The organism is Pedobacter aquatilis, from assembly GCF_030409415.1.
In the GTDB taxonomy this organism is placed as follows: Bacteria; Bacteroidota; Bacteroidia; order Sphingobacteriales; family Sphingobacteriaceae; genus Pedobacter; species Pedobacter aquatilis.
This window is the reverse complement of sequence record NZ_JAUFPW010000012.1, coordinates 387,884-408,569: the sequence shown is the minus strand read 5'-3', so window position 1 is coordinate 408,569 and position 20,686 is coordinate 387,884. Positions and strand designations below refer to the sequence as shown.

25 protein-coding genes are annotated in these 20,686 nt (G+C 42.4%); 1 reads left to right on the top strand and 24 read right to left on the bottom strand.

Annotation, left to right across the window (positions count from 1 at the left end; translation table 11 throughout):
* Positions 1-63 precede the first annotated feature (63 nt).
* Both QWY86_RS05820 and QWY86_RS05815 read right to left on the bottom strand, forming a co-directional pair.
* Positions 64-789 (bottom strand): glycosyltransferase family 2 protein, encoded by a 726-nt coding sequence (locus QWY86_RS05820; RefSeq protein WP_290239715.1) that lies wholly within the window; start codon positions 787-789, stop codon positions 64-66.
* A 260-nt stretch (positions 790-1,049) separates the two neighbouring features.
* The gene (locus tag QWY86_RS05815; protein ID WP_290239713.1) at positions 1,050-1,415 is read right to left on the bottom strand and encodes a response regulator transcription factor; all 366 of its coding nucleotides are present in this window, start codon (positions 1,413-1,415) and stop codon (positions 1,050-1,052) included.
* 272 nt (positions 1,416-1,687) lie between these two features.
* On the opposite strand from QWY86_RS05815, the gene QWY86_RS05810 reads away from it, so the two are divergent.
* Positions 1,688-1,903: a hypothetical protein gene (locus QWY86_RS05810; protein ID WP_290239712.1), complete on the top strand. Its 216-nt coding sequence runs from the start codon at positions 1,688-1,690 to the stop codon at positions 1,901-1,903.
* A gap of 318 nt (positions 1,904-2,221) precedes the next feature.
* Here QWY86_RS05810 and QWY86_RS05805 read toward each other — a convergent pair whose 3' ends face one another.
* The 22 genes from QWY86_RS05805 to QWY86_RS05700 all read right to left on the bottom strand — a co-directional run bounded on the left by QWY86_RS05805 (position 2,222) and on the right by QWY86_RS05700 (position 20,647).
* On the bottom strand, positions 2,222-3,043 hold the full coding sequence (locus tag QWY86_RS05805; RefSeq protein ID WP_290239710.1) for a hypothetical protein: 822 nt from the start codon (positions 3,041-3,043) through the stop codon (positions 2,222-2,224).
* Between the two features lie 26 nt (positions 3,044-3,069).
* The gene (locus QWY86_RS05800; RefSeq protein ID WP_290239708.1) at positions 3,070-3,849 is read right to left on the bottom strand and encodes a DUF4099 domain-containing protein; all 780 of its coding nucleotides are present in this window, start codon (positions 3,847-3,849) and stop codon (positions 3,070-3,072) included.
* A 3-nt stretch (positions 3,850-3,852) separates the two neighbouring features.
* Positions 3,853-5,094, bottom strand: a complete 1,242-nt coding sequence (locus tag QWY86_RS05795; protein WP_290239706.1) for an ArdC family protein — start codon at positions 5,092-5,094, stop codon at positions 3,853-3,855.
* Positions 5,042-5,683, bottom strand: a complete 642-nt coding sequence (locus QWY86_RS05790; RefSeq protein ID WP_290239704.1) for a M23 family metallopeptidase — start codon at positions 5,681-5,683, stop codon at positions 5,042-5,044. The genes QWY86_RS05795 and QWY86_RS05790 overlap by 53 nt, the downstream gene beginning before the upstream one ends.
* Positions 5,680-6,090 (bottom strand): hypothetical protein, encoded by a 411-nt coding sequence (locus QWY86_RS05785; RefSeq protein ID WP_290239702.1) that lies wholly within the window; start codon positions 6,088-6,090, stop codon positions 5,680-5,682. Before QWY86_RS05785 ends, QWY86_RS05790 begins: the two co-directional genes overlap by 4 nt.
* Before the next feature lie 14 nt (positions 6,091-6,104).
* Complete coding sequence (locus tag QWY86_RS05780) at positions 6,105-8,084, bottom strand: TraM recognition domain-containing protein (RefSeq protein WP_290239700.1); 1,980 nt, start codon at positions 8,082-8,084, stop codon at positions 6,105-6,107.
* Positions 8,085-8,186: 102 nt separating this feature from the next.
* Positions 8,187-9,017 carry a DUF4138 domain-containing protein gene (locus QWY86_RS05775; protein ID WP_290239698.1) on the bottom strand — a complete coding sequence of 277 codons (831 nt, stop codon included), beginning with the start codon at positions 9,015-9,017 and terminating at the stop codon, positions 8,187-8,189.
* Positions 9,014-10,201 (bottom strand): conjugative transposon protein TraM, encoded by a 1,188-nt coding sequence (gene traM, locus QWY86_RS05770; RefSeq protein WP_290239697.1) that lies wholly within the window; start codon positions 10,199-10,201, stop codon positions 9,014-9,016. Before traM ends, QWY86_RS05775 begins: the two co-directional genes overlap by 4 nt.
* Positions 10,188-10,580 (bottom strand): hypothetical protein, encoded by a 393-nt coding sequence (locus QWY86_RS05765; protein ID WP_290239695.1) that lies wholly within the window; start codon positions 10,578-10,580, stop codon positions 10,188-10,190. The genes traM and QWY86_RS05765 overlap by 14 nt, the downstream gene beginning before the upstream one ends.
* 11 nt (positions 10,581-10,591) lie before the next feature.
* Entirely contained in the window at positions 10,592-11,212 is a 621-nt protein-coding gene (gene traK, locus QWY86_RS05760; RefSeq protein ID WP_290239693.1) for a conjugative transposon protein TraK, read from the bottom strand.
* 2 nt (positions 11,213-11,214) lie between these two features.
* Positions 11,215-12,348 (bottom strand): TraJ family protein, encoded by a 1,134-nt coding sequence (locus tag QWY86_RS05755; protein WP_290239691.1) that lies wholly within the window; start codon positions 12,346-12,348, stop codon positions 11,215-11,217.
* On the bottom strand, positions 12,345-13,115 hold the full coding sequence (locus QWY86_RS05750; protein ID WP_290239689.1) for a hypothetical protein: 771 nt from the start codon (positions 13,113-13,115) through the stop codon (positions 12,345-12,347). The genes QWY86_RS05755 and QWY86_RS05750 overlap by 4 nt, the downstream gene beginning before the upstream one ends.
* Positions 13,112-13,777, bottom strand: a complete 666-nt coding sequence (locus tag QWY86_RS05745; RefSeq protein ID WP_290239687.1) for a hypothetical protein — start codon at positions 13,775-13,777, stop codon at positions 13,112-13,114. The genes QWY86_RS05750 and QWY86_RS05745 overlap by 4 nt, the downstream gene beginning before the upstream one ends.
* A gap of 1 nt (position 13,778) precedes the next feature.
* Positions 13,779-14,432 (bottom strand): hypothetical protein, encoded by a 654-nt coding sequence (locus tag QWY86_RS05740; RefSeq protein WP_290239685.1) that lies wholly within the window; start codon positions 14,430-14,432, stop codon positions 13,779-13,781.
* Entirely contained in the window at positions 14,429-15,094 is a 666-nt protein-coding gene (locus QWY86_RS05735) for a hypothetical protein (protein ID WP_290239683.1), read from the bottom strand. The genes QWY86_RS05740 and QWY86_RS05735 overlap by 4 nt, the downstream gene beginning before the upstream one ends.
* Positions 15,091-17,529: a TraG family conjugative transposon ATPase gene (locus tag QWY86_RS05730; protein ID WP_290239680.1), complete on the bottom strand. Its 2,439-nt coding sequence runs from the start codon at positions 17,527-17,529 to the stop codon at positions 15,091-15,093. The genes QWY86_RS05735 and QWY86_RS05730 overlap by 4 nt, the downstream gene beginning before the upstream one ends.
* A complete protein-coding gene (locus tag QWY86_RS05725; protein ID WP_290239679.1) occupies positions 17,510-17,800 on the bottom strand; it encodes a DUF4133 domain-containing protein in 291 nt (96 codons plus the stop codon). Before QWY86_RS05725 ends, QWY86_RS05730 begins: the two co-directional genes overlap by 20 nt.
* Positions 17,801-17,813: 13 nt before the next feature.
* Complete coding sequence (locus QWY86_RS05720) at positions 17,814-18,095, bottom strand: DUF4134 domain-containing protein (protein WP_290239676.1); 282 nt, start codon at positions 18,093-18,095, stop codon at positions 17,814-17,816.
* Positions 18,096-18,139: 44 nt separating this feature from the next.
* Complete coding sequence (locus tag QWY86_RS05715) at positions 18,140-18,451, bottom strand: DUF4134 family protein (protein WP_290239675.1); 312 nt, start codon at positions 18,449-18,451, stop codon at positions 18,140-18,142.
* Positions 18,452-18,456: 5 nt separating this feature from the next.
* Entirely contained in the window at positions 18,457-18,771 is a 315-nt protein-coding gene (locus QWY86_RS05710; protein ID WP_290239673.1) for a hypothetical protein, read from the bottom strand.
* An 18-nt stretch (positions 18,772-18,789) separates the two neighbouring features.
* Positions 18,790-19,407: a P-loop NTPase family protein gene (locus QWY86_RS05705; protein WP_290239671.1), complete on the bottom strand. Its 618-nt coding sequence runs from the start codon at positions 19,405-19,407 to the stop codon at positions 18,790-18,792.
* 325 nt (positions 19,408-19,732) lie between these two features.
* Positions 19,733-20,647, bottom strand: coding sequence for a relaxase/mobilization nuclease domain-containing protein (locus tag QWY86_RS05700; RefSeq protein ID WP_290239669.1), 915 nt, complete (start codon positions 20,645-20,647; stop codon positions 19,733-19,735).
* Between the last annotated feature and the right edge of the window lie 39 nt (positions 20,648-20,686).

Here is a 20,686-nt window from a genome sequence, read left to right as displayed (position 1 = left end):
AACTTTGCCAGGTGTTTGATGCGTTCGAGACAATTTGTTTCAGGGGCAGGGCTCTCCAATACGCTATGAAAATATTTTGCCCCAAAATAGTTTGAAGTAGAAGTAGATGAGTTTAAATGGGTCATCTTGCATTAAATGCTTTTTAATAGTAGTATGTAGGTTATACCCAATGTTTGTATTTGATGTTTTATTAGCGCCATCCGAGTGAAAAACCCCCAAGGTTTTTTCTATTTTGATAATTTTACTGTTTTTATAGGCCTTCAATAAAAACCATATATCCATCACAAAATGGTCATCAATAGGGAATTTGCCAGTATTCAGCTGTACTTGTCTTTTATAAAAATAGCTAACAGGATTATTAGGAAAAAGATTTAACCAATAAAGTAAGATGTCATTATATCTATGTGAGGGAATTCTTAATAGTGATCCAGTTTCTGATTTGAATATTAAATTACCAACCACCATGTCCGCGCTCATATTGGCTTTAAAAGCCTGTTCAATAGCATTAAATGCATTTGGTAAAAACTCATCGTCAGCATTTAAATAAACAATAATCTCACCATCACTCATTTCAAAAGCTTTATTCATTGCGTCTGATTGACCATCGTCCTTTTCTGAAATGTAGATTAAATGCGGAAATTCATCTAAGATCAACAAGGTATTATCAGATGAAGCGCCATCAACAATTATGTGTTCGAAATTGACATAATTTTGCTTTAAAACACTCTCGATAGCACGCCTGATATATTTTCCAGAGTTGAAAGATGGCGTTAATACACTTATTTTCATGAAAGCTAAATTAATTTTCTTTTAATGCAAAGTACGCCATTTTAATATTGTGCAATAACTAATAACTTTCTCACACTAGTCCCAATTTTTGGACATATCAATTGTTGTAATCTCTTGAGTGTATGAAGCTATACATAGCCTAAATTTGGTATGTCTATAGCCTCTGCAAAAATAGTCCATCAAGTATGCTAAGTTCACCGTTGATAATTAATGAGGGTTTTTAATGTCCCCGAGACGACCAAAGAATTCGTTATGCAGTATTACGCGCTTTTCAATGCGAAGTTAATGCTGTCCAGAATATGGTGGATGTCAAACGGCTTTGCCATAAACGCTTTTGCCTTACAATTAATGCCAATTTGATTTGCATCAACGTCTGCACTCATCATCAAGACAGGAATATGCGCAGTATCGGCATTCTTATTTAACATCCTACATACATCAACACCATTTCCATCGGGAAGCCTTACATCTAATAGAAATAAATCAGGTCTATAATTTCGTTTTGCACGCAATAGGTCTTTTATGCAGCAAAAAGTACTAATCTCATAATCCGCCTCACTAAGAAGAAAATCTAAGATATCGCGAATACCATTGTCATCTTCCAAAACAAAAATTTTCCTTTTCATTGACTCCATTTTAATTACTTTATGCCTACAATAGGTAAGTTTTTACCTCATGATAACAACAGCAATCTCCTGATTGTTTAGGCTTTGTATAATCAATATTTATAGTTCCCTATACATTACCAGGGGTGCAAGGGGGGGTATATTATTGATCCTTTCCAAGAGCAGTCACAATTGGTAGCAATTTGAAATAAATCCAAACCATAAAGACCATAAACTGTTATTATCAAATCAAAATGATTTTGTAAATATAATTATACAGAAATTCAGACTTTATGATAAGAACAGGAACTATATTATCCTTCAATAAATTGGCTGGTGTGGGAATTTTAAAGGACTTAAATAATCAGACAATAAAATATCATGCACAAAACGATAAATTGCTTCCGCTTAAAGGTGATGTTGTAAGTTTTGATATTGGATTTCATAATAATAGGCTTATTGCTACAAACCTAAAACTTTTAAATCGAGCAGTTGTCAGCAACATCTAATGGAGTCTTCTTTGCCGCTTAGGAAAGATTTGGATTGCACTATGCATAAAACTGCAGTTTCAGTATAAATAAGATACGTTATTGCAAGCGTCAATTATTCTTCCAATCTAATAAGTTCAGGTATTTTTTTTATTAATTGTTGCTGTAACCTGCCGAATTAAAATATACAGTCAAAAGTCCTGATAATTAAACGTTGACATTATAATACCTTTGGCTTTTATACATTTAATTATTCCGATAGTAGGAATACAATAACATGCAAAATCATAAAGGGGGGACCAGTGATACATCTCACAAAGACGATTGACTAAGGATATACTACCTTTTTATTTTGGCATTGGTTTCTTCACTTCTTTCATTTTTATTTATACCGGCCGTAAAACTTTGCGGTAAGTTTTGATTAAAGTCAACCGTTGAAAATATTTGTTCCTTTCTCACAGGAATCATGTGCTCATCGTATACTTTTAAGGCTTTGAATTCTGGATCAGCTGAAAGGTAAACAGAGGTCACTTTTCCTTCCAACTCCATATTGAGTGAAATCAGATTTCCAAATAGAAGCGCTTTTATTGCGGCTTCCCGTTTTTCCATATCCTGCATTTCTGCAATTGGATATCTATCAAATGTTTTTGCCAAATCAAAACCATATTCGGGAAAAAACAATTTCATAGGATGCTGGCCATCTTTATCGGTGACCTTAAGATCCAGCTTATGCCAGACCGATATCCGCTTATTTTTGTTCTCTTCCACATCGTTCAGATCTAGAACAAAAATATCTTTCTGAAAACTCTGTCCGCAAAGAAGTTTATAAGCCTGAAGTGCGGAAATACGGTTCCTGCTATCCAATTCAAATCGCTTCTGAACTGGCTCAACACTATTATAGCGGGTGAGTTTGGCTTCCATGGCATTCAAAAAATAAGCCTCCCCCATTTTAGACCTGTTGAACCGAAGTTCGAAATGCATCTGGTCAATTCCCCTTTTTGGATCTGACTTGAATTCAGCGGGAATGTAACGCTGATTAAAACCAATAGAAAAGGAGACATCCTGTCTATTTATTGCCTCGGCTAATACCTGGTTTAAATGTGTACCAAAACCGAGGTAGTCAAGCGATTTTTTTAAATATTCATAATTATTTTCATCCATGACTTTTAATTTATAGTTAACGTTCATTACCTGCCTACCTTTCGGGCAGTTGAGTCTTGTATTAATTCGGGCACCCCAAATTCGCGTTGTCTTGCCGCTTTCGCACCCTCCATCTCTGCAAGTGCTGAATTAAAAGCAGGACTGCGGTGGTCTTTCTGCTCTGTATTTTCATAAAGTGACCGGATGCCGCGAACCAGCAGATAACTTATCCCGCCATCCAGTAAAACAGAAAGCACCAGCGCCTTTCGGTCAGAAAGAATGCCCTTGGGTTCACTGGCGCGGTGCTGGATTTTTGTTCCGTCAGCGAGCTCGAGTATTTCTCCGCGCTGAAAAGCTGATTTTTCTTCTTCATCAAGCAACATCCCGTTCACTCTTTCAGGCGCCTGGACTTTAGATACATCATAACCCACAAAATCTTTTGTTAACTTATCATATTCAATGTTATACATAGTTGCCCATCCCTCTTCCCGTTCGATAGCTCTGGCGACAAACGACTTATCTCCTGAAATCAATTCCTGCATCTCATCGTCGCTAAGCAAAGGATGAGCCCTGGGATTTTTATAAATTGGATGAAGCAGTAACTCTACCTGCCCTGATGGGGCACGCTGAAGGGAAAGCCTGGCATCCAGCCTTTCAATCGTAAAATCTTTTCCTTTAAGCTCATGCAGGGAAACCAGTGTGGTTCTTCTGCCGGAAAGCAGACAGGCAATTTCTTCTGGTTCTAACAGCAGTTGCCTGTCCTGATATATCCCTAAAGCCTCAAACTGGCTTAAAGGGAGTTCACTGATATTAAACTGGGTTTTCATAGTTCATCGTTTTAAGTTTTGAAAAATGTTGTAGTCTGCTGCATTTTGGGATGGGGGCAATATCAAAGCCACATGCGCAGATTGGCTAAGCTTTTCAGCCAACAAGGCGGCATAGAGCGGGTCAGCGCTGGAAAGCGAAAAATGGATACCCGATGGCATTTGCGACATTCGAAGTCTGCCTTGCTTTAAATGCCCCTCGACCTTGTAGATATTGTCCTTATAAAGGACCTCATCCCCTGTCGATAAAAATTTTAGCTGTTTTTCCCCTACCTGCGGGATGTCCTGGGCAACAGCAGTTTCAAGTATTCTTTTGCGCTCAATGTCCATTAAAAAATCAAAGATTTTTTCGGCATCTGCCGCGGCTGCGTGAATTTCCAATGGCGTATCTTTCAGTATCGACACCCAGCTGTCCACATAAGATGCATGCTGAGCTGGGTCGTGGCCAATGCCGAGCTCTGCGCCAATAATCATCGAGGCTATCTCGGCGCGAAGTTCTTCTTTACTATAAGCTATCATCCCATTTGTTAATAGCGAGGCGCGGTCTAATCTGGAAGGATGCCCGGTCCAATGTGAGAGCTCGTGTAGCGCAGTAGCATAGTAATTATCGGCAGAAGAAAACTGGGAGCGTTCGGGAAGGGTAATGGTATCATACCGGACATCATAATATGCTGCGTCCAGATAGCGGTGTTGAATTTCTGCACCGGAAGATTTGAGTAGGTTTTCCGCCCTGGTGAGCGGATCCCAGGAAGTTTCTGCAGATTGATTGGTTTTTAAATCCGGAAGCCCGCTCACCTGTTCTGCATTGAATACCCATGCTGAGGAAATAACTGGCCTCTGGAGCGGAAGCTTTTGGATAAGCGGATTCCCTAAATCATCGAAAAGCAGCTTACCGCTATCATCACGAAGCGATTTTTGCTGATGGGTTTTAACGTATTGGATGAGGGTACCCCTTTCTCCACGGTTTATGGTAGCATCAATTGATTCGGCCTGCTTAAAGGTTAGCCACCTGGGATCTTCATATCCCTTTAAAAGCAAATTCATTACATTTATCCCTCTGTATCGGTTAGATGAGATGAGGTTGTAGGGCAATTCAAACTTAGCGCCTCCGCTCCAGGGTTTGAGCCAGGGGGCGGTTCCTTTTTGCAACTGCTCAATTAGCAAAATTGCAACCTGCTCGTGAAGGGGAATATTTTTAGTAAGCATCTTCTCCTCCCTCCTGCTCAATTGGTAAATGGTCTGCAACATCCACCCCGTATTCTTCCGCCTGCTTGGCAGAAAGCGAAATGCTTCCATTTTCTGCTAGCAGCAGCATCATAACGCTAAGCGCGTATTTGTCGGTTTCTGCGAAATTTTGTTCCATACGATTATTAATGTTTAAAGCCAATAGCGCTTTTATCACCACCAGCGGGTTTACGAATTTTTCAAAAATTTTTATTGACAGGTGCAGATGAGGCCCTGTAGAGCGGCCGGAGTTTCCTGAAATCCCTACCGCTTCGCCTGCAAAAACCAACTCGCCTTTTTCCACTACCACAGCTGATAAATGTCCGTAGATGCTTTGCAGATCACCTTGAGAGATTTTGACATATTTGCCGATAATTTTATCTTCACCTACCTGAGTCACTACTCCTGAAAAAATACTGTAAACCGGCTCATATCTTGCAGAAAGGTCTATGCCTGAATGAAATCTGTAGTCTTTCAGTAGCGGGTGAAAGCGCATGCCATATGCGCTGTTGAGTTTAAAACCGGCAAGCGGCAGCGCAAACTGTGGAAAGCTGTGCAGCGCATAAAGAGAAGAAAGCAGTAGAAGTAAAAAGCCTTTAATGCGGCTTTTCATCTTGAATGCGAGCTTTGTTGCTGGGAGGAAAGATTCATCTCCAGGCGGGTGCTGAGCTTATCAGTTGCTAAAAAAATAGACGTTGGGGAAGATTTTAAAAGCTGGCAAGCCTGGATCAATGAAGATGCATCTCCCCTGTCTTGGAGCATGTTCACCTGAAAAAGAAGTTTAAAGTCTGTTAAGGAAACTTTTGCTGCACCCGAAAGCAGCTGGGTGTAAAGTTCAGCTTTATCTTTTAAAACATATATTTCTTTGCTTGCAAATCTTGCCTGACTAAGGTCAGAAAAGGTAAGCTGGGCAAAGAGCGAATTGTCATCTACCGAACTTACAACACCAATTCTCATGAGCGAAAGGTATTCATCGATACGGTCCCTGACCATAGCGACACTGCCAATAATATTTTCCATAGGATTTAATTTTTTTAAGATTTAACTACAGCGGCGATGATACCCGAGACTTCTTGGTTTATCTTGTTAAAGTTTTCTGAAAGTACGGTCTGCTTATTGCCTTTAAAGTCATAAAAGACCGGCATCGAGGGATAGCTGGCCTCTTCTTTTGCAATTGATTTTAAGTCTAGGTTGATTTTACAGTTTACTGCAGATGGAGAAAAGTTTCCACTAAACTCCTGCTCTGCATCTCTCGCCAGTATGCCAACAATTTCTCCGGTATTCAGCGCTGCGATTTTGCCTGAGGGTATCAAGTTTTCTAATCGCTCAGAAAGCGAAACCGAGGTTTTCGAGCGGTCAATCGACAGGCTTTGGGATTCCTGCTTAACTTTTCCGAACAGCTTTTCTAACCAGTCCAGCGTTTCCTTGCTTCTTACTGAGCCCGACAAAACATTTCCAATGACCGCGCAGATGGTATTGGCGACTTCCTTACCATAATGCTGGTGAAATTGGGGGAGTTCCTGAAGCCCCATTAACACCGCTACCTTATTCGATCTGGCGGTTGCGATGAGATTTTCAATCCGGTGAACAAATACCGTCGGCAGCTCATCCAAGATAATCGCGCTTGGCAGGTTGCCTTTTGAGTTAATGAGCCTGGTTAGCCGGTTTAAGACCACTGAGTAACAGGCTGAATTTATGTTCTGGGTAGAGGGGTCATTGGCCAGTACTAATATGGAGGGATTTTCTGGGTCACTGATTTTAAGCGAAAAATCATCTCCGGAGAACACCCAAAATGTTTCCAAAGTTGCCAGGCGGGAGATGAATATTTTCAGTGTTCCTACCTGACCTTCGAGTTGATCGAAGGCCCTAGCCTGATAAGCGCTTTTAAATGGAGAAAGCAAAGAAGAAAGCTCCACGTTACTCATCAGGCAGTCAAAAATTTCCTGGTAAGAGTGATTCAAAAATGCCAGTACATGCGGGAGACTTGAATACCTTCCATCTTGGTATCGGGCAAAAAAATAAATGCAGGCAGATAAAAAGTTTACCGCACTTTGGGTAAAAAACTGGTCACTACCTCCGGACTTATCTCCTTTCTTGAGTGCCTCCACCAAAGCTTCAGCGGTTTCTGAGGCATCAGCGAGTGAACAAATATGTTCGCTTTTAAATACATTTATGCGCCTGCTGAGCTCTACCTGATTTAGATTAATAACATGAAAATTCAGCTTTCCTTTACCAAGTCTTTTCCCGCGCAAATGACGGCTGTAAGCTAAGCTGGCAAGGTCCGGAAACTTAAAATCATAAAGGCAGACACAAAACCCCTTATCGATGAGCTGCCCTAAAAAGGGCATTACCACACCAAATGACTTTCCAGATCCCGGGGTACCAATGAGCAGGGTTCCTCGAAATATATTTTCAATATTGATAAATCCTTTTCTAACCCGCCGCCCGTAATAAAACAGCATCGGAATGCTGACTGAATTTGGCGCCATTGAAGGCGCGCAAGGCTGCTCGAAGGATTCTGATTCCACGTTCCACTTATCCGCTCCAAATTTCGAGCTGATAATTTTTGAGATGTTATCCATCGAGATGTGCAGCAAAACGGCTCCGGATATCAGCAGCAGACTATAAGGGAGTAAAGGCTGCAAAGTAAGAGCAAAAATACGAATCGGCTGAATTGAGAAAAAGAGCAGACCAGAAAAGAAAAGTATCAGCCCTGAAACCAGCGGAAAAAGTATCTGCCTTTTGACCTTGATATCGCGCTGCTTTTTAGCTAAGGTACCAATGGAAGCTAAACAGATGAGTAGTAAAATAAAAAGCCTGCTGGCTAGCGGAGAATTGTAGATAATCATCCGGCTCATCCCCTGATGTAAACTCACCAGAATTTTCATCATCCTCTCTGAGTTAAGCAAAAATGAGGGCACTATTATGAAATAGGCAACATCCAGCGAGACAAATAAATACACGCAGAACTGCAACAATCGGTGCAGTCCCTGCAGTTCCGAGCGTTCTTCCATGAATAATTTTTAAGTACTTAAAAAAGACAACATTTTTATCAGGGGGTCAATTTGAATTGGCGGGCAGTATTTTACTGGCGACACATTTATCCTCGAGTAAATTCAGAAAGGCTCCGCCCTTAGCAGCTCTCCATAACTAAGCGCTAAGGAAACCACTCTGGGAGAGGGCTGCTTTTCAATTAAGGTTATCTTAAGCCGCTTCGCTGGTGAAAAGCTCGCTTTTGGCAGTACATAAATATTTCTGGCCTGAGTGGTAAAACCCCTTAGATTAGAGAGGATAAATTTTGGGCTTAAGTTAAAAGCTTGAAAATTGCTAGCCTTATAGATTTTTTTATCAGCTACAACAAAGCTTAAATCCTCAATATCATAACCCAGTGCTGTGCTATTTTTAAATCCAATATCTAAAAAGATAAGTTCTCCTACTGTTTTGATCTGATTGACCTTTAAAGTAATGCCCTGACTTTTAACTATTCCCAGTGGCCTGGCTTCCCTAGTAGAGATAAGGGCAATGGATTTAGCATGCATCTGAGGGGTGGAAAGCGAGGGCAGTGCTGGAATTAATGGCAGCATATGAGTGGGCAGAATTTCTATTTCACTATCCGCTTGCCTGTCTTTGCTTGCTGCCAACGCTATTTTGTACTGTGCGAAAAAGTGTTCTCCGGTAATGGTGATGACCCCTAATATGTCATCAGAGATGAGCTCACCTTTAGAAATAAAGGCATCTGTCAGGCAGACCCGCAACAGATTTTTTAGTGGTAAATCCCCAGTTAGTTTGGATTTTGGCAAGTCAACATAAATGATAGGTTCGGGTGAGCGGAAGTGGAGTGTATTATCGCTACCTATGTAAACGACCGGAAGCTCGGCAGAATGACTTTTAGGCAAGCTAGTGAAAACTAGCAGCATAAAAAGCTGAAAAATTAAGTGCGGTTTCATAATGAATTTTGGGTTTGGTTACTGGATTTATCTAGCAGAAATATTCTTGAAGGATAACTAATTTTGGCCTTGTTCGAGCGGATAAGCTTATTTAATGCCCCTTGAGTGGACTGAAAAACCCTGCCCAATAAGCTAATAAGCTGCTGGTGCTGCTGGGCGGAAGATTCCATGGAAAGTCCCCCAACGCTTGATGAGGCTAACTCACGGCTAAATTCGCGGTAAAGCGAGCCTGGGATATATAATCCTTTTATCCCATCAAGGTCGTATACCTCTAAAGCTACCGGCAAAATTTCTCCTCTCAGGGCAATAGAGGAAATATTGAGCAGCACACGTTGCGAGGAAAATCCGCTGATGAGCGCATATAAAATAGTGCCCTTTGACAGGATATTGCCCGCAAGGCTAACCTCACTTAACAATCTTATCCTCACCCTGAAGCCGGCATACCCCGTCAGGGGCTCGTCAACTATGGCCTGTATGAATCCGCTTTCTGAGCCTTGCGCGATGATGGTTGAAGAATCGCTCTGCGGCTTATCTAAATTCATCACTTTTAGCGGATTTTGCTTAAGTGGTTCTGATGGCCCATGCACCGCGTTTTGGCGCTGCTTGGCAGGCGCAGCCTGAATCGCAGCTTTATTCATGCTGTCTACTATAGCCATCTGCGCCCGGAATATTGCCATTGGGTCAGCTTGGTTAACGCTCCTGGTTTTAGGCGAAGCGTTATATTTAGCAAGGAGTTCTTTTACCGATTCCTCTTCTTCACTATAGCGCCTGGAAGCGGAATTTCCAACAAATGAATTTTGCTTTGCGGCTGTGCTTTTTTCTGAACTATTATTCGAAGCTTTTTTTAGCGCCTGAGTTAACGAATCGAGCATAAGCTTTTCTTTGGCGTTATATGCGGAAGCAATCTCTTCAGGCGAGGGTGTACCCATTTCAAGAGAAGACATCGCGGTATAGCCGTCAGATTTTTTATAGCGTTGCTTAAAAGCTTCTAACTTATCTTCAATAGCCTTGCTGCTGACCTGGGCAGAGGCAGGAGATATTTCGCTTTTGAGCTGGGTTTGCCCAGTACCTTCTGGCAGAGATTTAGCAAAGCTTATGCGGTAAACATAAAACAAAAGCAAAATAAAAGGCAGACAAATCAGCGGCAAGACATATCTCGGGTTTTTAAAGTCAATGTTTTTCATGATTTTTTAAAGTTTGATTGAGCGCCTGGATTCTAAGGAGTAGCTGTTCCATCCTGATGCTATCGTTTTTGCTGGGCGTTTTTTTATCCAAAAATGTCTTGAGCTCTGATTGCAGAGATAAAATCTCAATTAATGCAGCGCTATAAGCTCCGGGTCCCTGGGGTAGTCCTGAGCTAATCCTTTCCAAGGCAAACATTGATGCTGGCTTGGGATAGCGGTTTATCGTGAAACATAAAATTGCAGAAATCACCAGCAAAACACCCATAAGGGCAAGGCTAGCCTTAGGTGAATCAATAAAAAAGTGGATGATGCTCCGCTTTAACTTTATCAGCAGGCTTTCCAGCCTACCGCTGGGCCAGGAATGTTGTTGGATTTTCATGATTTAAAGAATTAGAATTGATTTTTTTCTACGCTTGAGCGTTCCGAATTGTCCAGGGTTTTCCAGGAAGTTATCAGCACCGCATGCGGGTTATGCTCCGAGCGGGATGGTAGATCCCGAAGGTGTCCTTCTGTGATAAGGGCGCGAATGGTTACCACACTTTTGCGGTCTATGCGCTGGGTACCATAGTATTTAAAGTAACCTTTTTTTTCATCAACCAATATAGAATCCATTTGCAACGTTAGAACCGCCGAAGAAGACAGTACGGAACTGAAAAAGCTGCGTTCTTTTAAGTTATTATACTCAGCAGCGCCACTTTCATCTATCAGATACATCGCCTGACGCATCTGCGATTCTATAAAATGTTCATCTGGAATCAATGAAAAGAAAAGGGAATGAAACCTGGAAATATGCGCGCGGTATTCCGCCCCGCGGTTGAGTTCGATATCGGTTCTTACTGCCCTGAAAGGATTCACCCCATCTTGCAAAACGTAGATAGACTTTCTTGAATCCGATACCTGTTTGTATGCAAAATAGCTTGCGCCTACAGATATCACCAGCGCAAGGATAAAGCTGCAAAGGGATAGAAAGGTGGCCAGACGAATCTTGGCTTCTATGTTTTTTACTATCATCGCTATATCCCCCCAACCGCGGCCGTTGCCATACTGGTCATTTTAGTCGCCCCGCTTCCCATCGCGCTGGCCGCAGAAGATACCCCTGATGTACTTACTATCCAGGTCGATATGCTCGGAACGGTAAACATGGTGAGTGCACCGATAATAAAAACAATTATCACCATACCAAAAGAGAGTACACCATTGGCTGCAAACCAGCTTAATTTCTGAATGCTCTCCCCATCATTACTCAGTAGCTGAGCATAACGTGATATTTCGGCCTCAAGGGCGAAATGCTGAAAAAGGGAAGCAACAAACATCACTAGATAGCCAATGCCAGAATATAGGCTCACCGAAATAAATCTGGCAATCCATTCGGTGAATGAACGTTGAAACCAGGGCAGAATACTTGCTGCTACTGAAAAAGGCCCCAGGATAATAAGGATGGTAGAGAAGATAATCTGAACGATAAATATCACGTAAACGCTTATTCTTAAAAGCCAAATCGCAAGGGTTTCTAAAATGGAACTGGCCAGTAACTGAAGGCCGACCTGAAGCCGGTTTCGCATTTCGACAACAGGATTCCAAACCTCTGCAAAGCCTTCCTTAACTGAACTTTTTACCGATTCCCAGGCGTTTTCATACCAGGTGTCTGCTTCAGTCTTGGCAACTTCGGTGCTCGCCTGGAGCTTAAAGAGTTCATCGGCTACATCAACCATTAGCTTTGCGCGCTGCATGCGTAAATTATTTATCTCGGTTTGGCTCTCATCAAAAAGCGCCTCGGTCCTGTTTTCCACCAGTTCCCCTGGAAAGGCCAGTACCTTAGTGAATGCTGGCCACCAGAGAATGACCATCACCAGGCCAAAGGGGCGAAGCAGCGGCATGACCTCGAGTTTTTTATCGCCTGAAATCATGCCATAACTTTTCACAGCAAAAAAAATGAGCATAAAAATCGCACAAAGCGCCTGCGCATCTGCTAAAAACACATCATAATGTGTCCAGATGGTAGCCTTCATATTTTTTAAAAAATGCATCGTACCCTCTTCATAAACGCCATCTCCCTGAAGAAAGTTAAAGGTGTCCTTAAAGGAATCCGGGACTTTGCCAGGCTGCAAAACAGGTTGCAGCAAACCAAAAGTAGTCTGAGCTTTCATAATCTGGAATTTTTAAGTATTCTGTCCACAATTTCTATATCTTTCTGTGCCCACTTATTGGTGGACTTTTCACGTTTCAATATGTTCTCCTTTTTATCTCTGTTATCCAGCCAGCGTCCGCTGAGCCGTTTTTTTTCTTCCCAGTTTGCCTGGAGTTTTCGGTAATCAAGCAGTAGCCGATGATAATAAATAATCCTTGAGCCTTTTTCCATGTCACTGTTTCGGGCTATAGTCAATCTTTCTCGTAAAGTCTTATGTTCATTTTGGTACCAGCTAACGAAACCCGACCGGTTAAGGGCAATTATAACGTCCGGTCTAAGACCGGAGAATAAATCCAGTGGGGAAGATTTTAACGGCTCAAGGACAGAGGAATAATAAAGATTCCACAGCGGGTCAAAATCAGAAAGCAGCCCTGAATGCTGGGCAAAGTTAAACTCAGCGGTTTGCCGGATGCTGTCAGACTGCATTTTATACCGGTTTTCAGCAGCGCTCAATGCTACTGCAAGGGCCAGCCGGTTACTTTGCGGCCCTAACGGTCCAAGCGGGCGAAGGTCTGTATCGGGATAATTGGGATGCAGGCCCCAGGTGAGCCAGTATAGGGGATTTAAGCCTAAGAATCCTGGCTTAGGGGTAAAGCTATCCTTATCCCATGATTTAAAAACCATGCGTTCCTGCTGGTTTGTAATGTGTTCATCGCGGATATTCGTCTGCGCGTGAGCGCCTGAGAAAAACGCCAGGCAGCTAACAAAAAAGATTGTCGTTTTCATTTTTTTAAGGATTTATAACTGGTCAGGATTTGCGAGGCTATCCTCTTATCGGTATTGATGAAATTTTGAAAGGGGTTTGCCATCGAGAATATCGAGCGCTGGGATGCCCAGAACATGCTTTTTCTAATTGAAAAAACAAGTGCCCTGATTATGCGAAGCTCGAGCGCAATTTTTCGCAGCAGCCCGTCTCGCTTCTGGGCATCCAGGAGTAAATCTGATCTTTCTGCCAAAATTCGCTGCGAGACTTCTCCCACCAGATTGATTCCCCGCGTGCTAAGCTGGCGGGAAAACTCCTCTGCAAAAATTAAAAGATGAGGATGAGCCGAAGCGAAGGAAATGAGCTGCTGACTTTCCTGGAAAATCTCAGCTAAAATATCAGCGATTTGGCTAACCATGAGCGCACTTTTTAACCCCTGATCGACCTGCGTTAATGAGTTATAGATAAGCTGCTGAGTGAATACCAGCGCGGAGATGTTAACTTTAATATCACTAAGGCTTGAAAGGGTCCGTTCATAGTGTTGATGCAAGGCAAGTTCAGCGGACAGGCGGGCAAGCCCGTTTTGATTGACAATAGAAAAATGCTCCCTGTCAAAGACGATCTGCTGGCTCAGGGAGGTAAAGGCGCATGCGAAGAATAGCAATACAAATAGTAATTTTTTCATATCAGTTTTTCTTGAGCGGTTTCACTTTTAAAAGAATTTTGGAAGAAAGCTGCTTATCTAACGGCGACATATTAAAAAATCCTGTTCCGTAGGACCTACTATAGGTATACGCGCTCAGCGTTTTACTGAGTCCGGAAAGAATCAATGAAATTTGACGCAGCTCATCAATGCCAAAACTGATAAGCATTAGTCTATCTGATCTGGACATCGCGCCCAGTTCGCCCGCAGATAAGGAAAGGCCGTAAAGATACCTCAGCAGTAAGCTTGCCCGGTCAACCAGATCAAGTTGAGTTTCTATTGCCAAAAAGCTGAGGGCCGGATTTTTCTGACAGGCTAAAATAATTTGGGTCTGGTCGGCTGAAATCTGGCTCAGTATCACTGGCGCATCACTGCTGACCTGCATCAGCTCGATAAGCATGCCTAGGGTAGAAAACTTTTTCTTTAGCTGCTGATAGGTGCTTTGAAGCTGCAAGCTCTGGGCTGCATTTGCGCTTTCACTAGCAGTGGATAAAGCGTGCTTGTCTCGCAGGCTGCTTTGCCGGGAATGTTCAGATTTACTGTTATCAATTAACTGGTGCAGCAGGGTTATGTTTATCTGCGCCGAGCAAATAAGGCTATAAAGCAACAAGCTTAGCATTATCATCACCGCTTTCATCGCTTAAAGAGTTTACTTTTAAAAATGACTTCTTCTGCAATGCGTTTATCTAAATTAATAAAGCGCGAATAAGGATTAACCGAATTCCAGAAACCCCGCATTTTTGCCCAATACATGGCCCGATATATCCCGTATATCACGCCCCTGAGAATGGAAAGCTCAGTGACGATATGATTTAAAAGCTTGGCACGCTCCCCTGCATCCATCAGGTTTTCTTTAGCTGAATGCAGCACAAAAGCGCCAACCTGAGCTGATAAACGAATGGATCTGGAGTAAAATTCCTCGGCGCCGGATTGCGCAAAAACCAGTAAAGCAGGATTCCCTGAAGCAACTTCCACAGCTCTCTTCCCGTCGTGCAAGATATCCTGAGTAATTTCTGAGATGTCTTTAACGGCAAGTAAATCGCTTACCGCTGAGGAAACTTCAGTAAGCCCCCTAAAAATCCTGCTTTGAAGTTCATTTGCAATGGCAAGTTCAGCGCCTACCGCTAGCTGTGCACGCTGCAGCAGCGTAAGCTTTTCACTAGAAGTATTAAGCTGTGCATTTATGAGAACAGATTGAGATGCCATAGCAGCAGAAGTACTTGGATCGATATAAATCTGAGCAGCGCTATCCCGGTAAATCAATGCCAGCGGTAGGAAAAAGAAAATTAAGGTTTTCATGATGTTTGGTTTAGATTAATGATTTTGATAAATTCTGCAAGGCTACCCCTGGAGCTTTCAAAGTCTGCGAAAAAAGCATCAAGAGATGCCCTAAAGTCCCCATGGAGATTCAGGTAATGTTCCAAAGCCAGCTTTTCAGGCTTTTCAGTAGTGAAAGTCATGTACTGCTTTAGGGAAACCTCCACCCCGTAAACCTCTCCGGTACTGCCCCGCTTAATATATACTTCTTTAAAGCGGCCACGCCCGGATTTATTATCGAGCTGATTGATGGTAAAAATTTTCTTTTGCTCCTGCTCAGAAAGCGATAGCAGTGAAGAGATCTTTGCGTAATCATCGCGGAATTTACGTTGATCTAAAAGGCAGATGGTGTCTGAATTTGCAATAATGCTGTTTTTGACCGTTGGACTGGAAATAATATCTTCTAATTCCTGGGTGACTACGATTGCCTCTCCGTAAAATTTCCGCACGGTTTTATACATGTATACTAGGTAAGAGGCCATGAGCTCTGAGGCGATTGCTTTCCAGGCCTCTTCTAAAATCAGTGCCTTTCGCTGGGAATGCCTAAGCCTCATTTTCTGCAGGAAAACATCCATAATAATGAGCGTCACAATGGGAAAAAGAACCTTATGCTCGCGAATGGAGTCAATTTCGAATACCACCAGCCGCTCACTCAGCAATGAAGAATCAGTAGGCAGGTTCAGTAAATCGCCGAACTCTTCGCCTTTGCAAAATTTGCGCAGGACAAAACGGTAAGCATCGATTTCAAAACTGATACCATCTTGCTCACATATCTGTTTTATCCTTTCAACAGAATAATGGTAAAAAGCATCGAAATTCAGTGCCGAAAAGGTTTCTGTAGCAAAGTGATGGGCATAGAAGGAGGCTATCACACTAGAGATAACCGTATCCTCAACGGCGTCAACACTGCCATGAACGCCCTTAAAAAGTAAAAAGATGAGCGTTTTTAAAAAGTCACGTTTTTCAATCGTATATTCTGCCTTTGAAAAAGCAAAGGGATTCATCGTAATAGGATGCTCCTCAGAGTAGGTAATGTAGCGGCCAGCATAGTATCTGCAGAGTCCGCTATAGGAATGCCCGGTGTCAACGATAACCACATCCATATTATAAAGCAAATACTGTTCAACCAGGCTGTTCATAAAAAAAGATTTTCCTGAACCGGACCCGCCTAGCACAAACTTTGAACGGTTGGATATTCTTCCGGATTGCATGGGTAAATCCGCCAGGTCGATTGAGATTGGCAGGCCATGCCTGTCGGTAAACCGAAGCAGAAAATCTGACTGCTCATTTTTGGCAAATCTTTCCTTAAACATCAGGCAAGCCGCTGCCCGAACCGGGAGCAGCACCAAATCATAATTTTTAAGCGCTGCAGCATTACCAGGCAAACAGGCGCTGAAAAGCTCCAGCTGGTTATAAGCGTTTCGCGATGGAATGATGCCAAGGGAAAAAAGCGCCGATTCAATAAAGTTGGAAGCTTCCTGGATTTTATCCCGCCCAGTGCACAGCATAATGTTAAAATGAACATGAACGAGCAACTGGTTATCCCGGGCAACTTCAGTAAGCAAAGCCGAAATATCTTCCATGCATAACCGGTTGGCTGCATCGGGAATCCCGGCATGCCGCTTTTGTTTTAAGTTTAAGGAGGAAAGGGTGCTGCTTTGAGGGGGAACGGAAATTACCTGATTGTAAATCATACACTCAAATTCAGGAACCTGGTGCAGAAAGGATAGGTTATCGACGGCGAAGGCTCTCATGCCCTTCCCATCATTTTTGAGCTGATGGGCACTAAAATGAGCAGGCAGTTCCATTCTATCACTGTCGATGAGCGAAATGCATCTAATGCAGGAGCTGCCCATATCAATCTGGTTTTCGCGGGCAAAAAAGTTATTCCTAAGAATGTGCGCTGAGGAAAAATCCATTGAAAGGCAGCGGCCTATGTAGCGGTCCATCGAAGCCTTGTCTAAAAGCACAGGCTGCAGCCCCGCTTCATTTAAAGTTCCCATAACTTTACTGGTAACGCTTTTAAAATTGTGCAGGGATTTGTCACTATAGAGGTAAAACCTCGAACGTTCAACCTTTTTAGTGATGATTAAATAACTGTAAAGCTCAATCTGCCTTCGGCCACAAAAATGGGAATCAAAGGCTTTTTGCAAATATTCTTCACTTTTTCCTTGTTTAAACCGTCCTGCGACAAAAACGTCCTGCTTAGTGAGTATATAGCCTTCCCCAAGAGTTTTAATGAGCTGAAGCAGCAGATCATGAAAAGCTACATATCCCCGCTCATCAGCGCTAAGCTCAGTAACGACATTTTCAATCTGTATGATAACAGAAAAATCCCCACTAGCGGTATAAAGCAATTCCAGCCCCTGAAAATTATCATAGCCGATATACGGTAGATCAAAGATTTTTGTACCCATAACGAAAGGCATTTTTATGAACAAACAATCCCCTATCTCTTTTTTTATTGTAAAGCCCTCTTTTTTGCTGATAAAGGGTATAGCTAAAGCCGCCGCCAGAGAATAGCGCAGTTAAAAAAACGCCCAGGTACATATTGGATACTGCGCCTATAATCCCGCCGGCAAACAGTCCGCAGACGAGCGAACCAATCCCCCATCCGATATACTTTCCTTTGAGTCCACGGTAGCTTAAAGGCTGCTCTAATCCTTTATAAATTGGGTGGCGTTCCATAAGCTTGGCCCCCCTATACACCAAAAAAGGCTTTGATCACTACAGATACCAGCACTAAAAAAATGCAGGATCCTCCCCAACTCATCACCTCTTTACTGATGTCCCTATCGCCGGAATTCCATTTGATATACACCATAATTCCGCCAATTATACCCACTACTGCGCCAATGGCCAGAGTTAATGTTGACACTGGGTCGATGTAACTCGTCAGGGTTGAAGTTGCAGCATTTATTCCGGTTGTCCCTCCGCCAGCCTGAGCAAATGCAAGGGAAGAAGAAAAGCTCATAAGTGACATGAGCAGCAGGTTTTTTGTTAGATTTTTCATATTGTTTATTGATTTTAAAGTCCGAATAAGCCGCGGAGAAATACCCCGCAGACGTTTAAAAAGATGCAGGAAAACAGCCAGCCCATAACCTGCCTATCGATGTGATGACGGCCGGCTTGCCAGTTGGCATAAACGCGCAAGCCCCCTAAAAGACCTGAGACTGCGCCGATAACCATAGCAAAATCAGAAAATGAAAAGTATTGCTGCCTAATCTGGGCGCTGGCCTGATTAAATTCACTCAGGCCAGGTACCTGGCAGTATAGGCTAGAGGTCTTGCTGAAAACCAAAGCCAGTAGTATTGAAAATTGGAAGCTAAACTTTTTCATTTTCTTTAGAGCATTCTTTTGGTGCACTCAATTAATTCCTGGGAAGCGGCTTGCATGATTTGCTCAAAGCGCAGCGCGCCGGAGCTTTCCAGCTCACCTGAGCTTAAGAAGCTATCACCAGAAGATTCCGGGTTATCGATTTGAGAAAATGCCGACACTTCAACAGGCTGCTGAATATCTTCAATTTGATAATGCTCCTCAACTTCGTCTCCTTCGATGAGAGAATGCCGGCCGGCCTTAGAGAAATCCATCAGAAAATTTAAAGCGTAGTATACCGCGTAGGCGAAGGCGAGATAAAGGGTAAAATTTGTCCAGCTCATAGATTTAAGAATTTAAGTTTATAATAGTAGGTATTGCCCGCAAAGCAGATTGAGGCTTGGCGAGAGCTGAAAAAGACAGGCCGGCGCCAGGTGCATACTTCTTAAGGTTATCAGTGGAAAAACTACTGGTATGGATGAGGAGAGTTGACCGAGTGCTCGTAGCGACTGCTGCTGTTCCCACAATTCATCCGGAATATCTTCAGGTGGATTATTGTTGGGCAAGAAAATGGACTTAGAACGCTCAGCAAACCCTCTGATAAGTAGCGAAAAGGCGGATGCAGAATGCACACTTAATAAACCATATTGAAAAGGAATGATAAAGTAATTGACTTTTGCAAATACTTCCTGCACCTTTTTACTGGAGAGGGTTTTTGGAATATCAATTAATATTATCCCCTGGTCCCCTTCCAGTCTAGCTAATAAACTGTTGACCTTGTGCTCATCGGTCCTGAAGAACTCAAAAGGTAAACATTCGAGTAATAATAATGATCGGTGATAGAGCAAATTTAAAGCGCCCTCGATGCTCAAGTCAATCAAGTAGACTTTCTTACCGCTATAGGATAAATGGTGGGCTAAAAGTAAAAGCACAGTTGTACAGCCGCAGCCACCCTTGAGATTGCCTGTTGATATAATCATAAGTGTTGGTATTAATGAAGCAGGATATATTGTTATTTAGAATATCGAGAGCGCGTTATTTTGAGCGTCTATAATCCGAATGATTAACACGGTCTTTTTTCTAGAATGTTAAGAAAGCGGCGGAGTTAAACCCTATATTAAATTCATGGTTAAGCTCCTGCAGCCTTTAAAATTAACTGAAATGAAGCAATCTTATTTATGTCCTTAGACAGCTCGCTAGTTTTTTTGCTGTGATTAACTGCTTTACAGTCAGCCCTTTGCAGTGTAGACATATCGGGCAAATTTCTCTTTTGTCTATCTGCTCAATTGCTCTCCAGGCTGTGGTCTATCTAGAATAGCTTTTCACTTGTAAGCGTTGAGGATTTTCTCCGATCAACCTGGAGAGTTCCATAACAACACCACCATCAAAAACATCCCGCGCCTTATGATCGATAACAGAAAAGCCAGTAATAATCCTATTTTTAAAATGGTATAAGATTTCTAAGGAATACTGACGAAGGAGGTAATCTGAAAGCGCTGAATGAAACCCTGTTAACCTACCGGCAAAATTGTGAGCCAGCTGCTGATACATCGGGATACATCTATTATCAACGGTAATTAGACTATTATTTATCAATAACCTGATCCGTTCCGATCCACTAGAATTGACTTCTGGGCGTAAAATCATCTTTGTGAGCTGTTCTTGGCTAATTTTTAAAAAAATTCGCCCATATTTTCTAATGATAAATTGATTACCACCTGTATAAGCCTGATAACCTATTCGTTTTAACAAAACTGTAAATTGGTGGAAAGAGGAAAAATTATACTCCAATAAAGGTATGATTTCATTCTTGAAGGCCACTTCTAAATCGATTCCAAGTAACTTATTTATGGCCTCAACCGCTCGTCTTCTCTCAAAGCTTGCAGAAATCTTCCGACCGGAAAAAAGTATTGAGGAAGAGACAATATGCACATGATTATTTTTTGTATCAGAATGGAAGAATATCATAAATGGTTGGGCGCCGTAGCCCATTTCACCTAACCACTGCTCAGCAAATCTTTTTAGATTATCAGCAGGAATAGCTTTTCCTTTAACAGATAATACCGCATGAAACTGAGCATACCAACTTTGCCTGCTCAGCGAGGAAACTGCTCCAAAATAGTGCTCAAAATCAGCCGCTAATGGATTTGAAAATGCGTGAAGAATTCCAAAATTTTTATAAACCAGTAGTTCTGCGTCCCCACGCCTAACTTTATCCATATTATAACTTACAGCAGGAAATCCTCTGCGAGTAGTAAA